1 protein-coding gene and 1 pseudogene are annotated in these 1,636 nt (G+C 51.7%); one reads left to right on the forward strand and one right to left on the reverse strand.

Annotated features, from left to right (window positions below; all coding sequences use genetic code 11):
* The coding region (locus tag CKL79_RS22335; protein WP_170944003.1) for a helix-turn-helix domain-containing protein at window positions 1–252 on the reverse strand (252 nt) is incomplete at its 3' end.
* A gap of 72 nt (window positions 253–324) precedes the next feature.
* On the opposite strand from CKL79_RS22335, the pseudogene CKL79_RS24305 reads away from it, so the two are divergent.
* Window positions 325–1,538: pseudogene (locus tag CKL79_RS24305) on the forward strand (HAD-IC family P-type ATPase); the annotation flags it as partial.
* Window positions 1,539–1,636 lie beyond the last annotated feature (98 nt).

Genomic DNA, 1,636 nt, shown 5'->3' on the forward strand with positions numbered 1-1,636 from the left:
GCGTTTTAGCCCATTCAGCGTCGCCTCAAAGCCATGTTCTCCCAACCGGCGGCGGATATTTTCCACTGTTTGGGGCCGACAGTTGAAGGCTTCGGCGATCAACTGGTCTGTCCAGTTCGGCCCTTCGGCATCTGCCTTTAGCAAAATCTGCGCACGACGAACCTTTTGGCTGCTACCGTTCAACCGTTTGATGACTTCGTGCAGTTCACTCTTCTCTGATTCACTCAATCGGACGATGTATCGTTTTTGCATAAAGCCCTCGTTCGCTTTATCCCAATCTCCCCCATTACAACACTCTTGACAACCCTCATTCTTAAACTTGACGCTGCACTAGCCCAATCCGTCATCACCGAAGCGACGGTCATTCGGAATGGACAAAAAGTGCGGCTCAACTCCTGCGAACTGGTTCCTGGCGATCTCGTGCTGCTAACCTCTGGGGACAAAGTGCCTGCTGATCTGCGGTTGGTAGAATTGCGTGACTTACAGGTGAGTGAAGCCGCATTGACAGGAGAATCGGTTCCTGTCCAGGAAGCAACCGAACCCCTCACGGTCGAAACCGTCTTAGCCGATCGCCTCAACATGTGGCGTATGCCGGAAGTTTGGTCACGTTTGGGCAAGCCAGAGGCTTTGTGGTGGCGATCGCCAACCAGACTGAGACTGGGCGCATTTCCCAACTGATCGAGCAAAGTAGCGGACTGGAAACACCGCTCACCCGCAAGATTGAACAATTTAGCAAGACCCTGCTCTACATTATTCTGGGTTTAGCCGCTTTAACCTTTGCCGTGGTGATGGGGCAAGGAGGAAGCTGGTCAGAGGGGTTTAAGGCTGCCGTTGCCCTCGCCGTGAGTGCCATTCCCGAAGGACTCCCTGCTGTAGTGACAGTCACGCTGGCGATCGGGGTCAGTCGGATGGCACAGCGACATGCGATTATCCGCAAACTTCCGGCAGTCGAAACCCTCGGCAGCACCACTGTGATTTGCTCTGACAAAACAGGCACCCTCACCGAAAATCAGATGACCGTCCAGGCGATCTATGCGGGTGGAACTTCCTATGCCCTGAGTGGTGTGGGATACAATGTAAAAGGCTCGATTTTACAAAACGAACAACCGGTTGAGATCAATCAAAACCCTGCGCTGCGCGAGTGTTTACAGTGCGGCTTATTGTGCAATGATTCGCACTTCCAAGACCAGGACGGGCAACTATCTGTAGCTGGAGATCCGACCGAAGGGGCATTAATTGTCTCGGCACAAAAAGCAGGGATGACCCGACAAGACCTGGAACAAGAACAACCGCGTTTAGATACGATTCCCTTTGAGTCGCAGTATCAATACATGGCAACCCTGCACCAGCAAGGAGAACCCGCCGATCGCTACGCAATTTATGTGAAAGGTTCGGCGGAAGCCATCTTGAAGCGGTGCTATTACCAGCTCGATGCCAACGGTCAAACAATCGACTTAAACCGTCAGCAAATTGAGCAGATAACTGACGAGATAGCCGCTCAGGGCTTACGGGTGCTGGCATTTGCTAAGAAAGAAATTTGCAATAGCTCAATAACCGCTGGTAAGTAGCATTATTGAGGAAAGTAACGATGAGTGGTCAAAGGGCGAGAAATCTGTTGTAACAGAAGAATGAAAAG

The organism is Leptolyngbya sp. BC1307 (assembly GCF_002286735.1).
Classification (GTDB): domain Bacteria; phylum Cyanobacteriota; class Cyanobacteriia; order Phormidesmidales; family Phormidesmidaceae; genus Phormidesmis.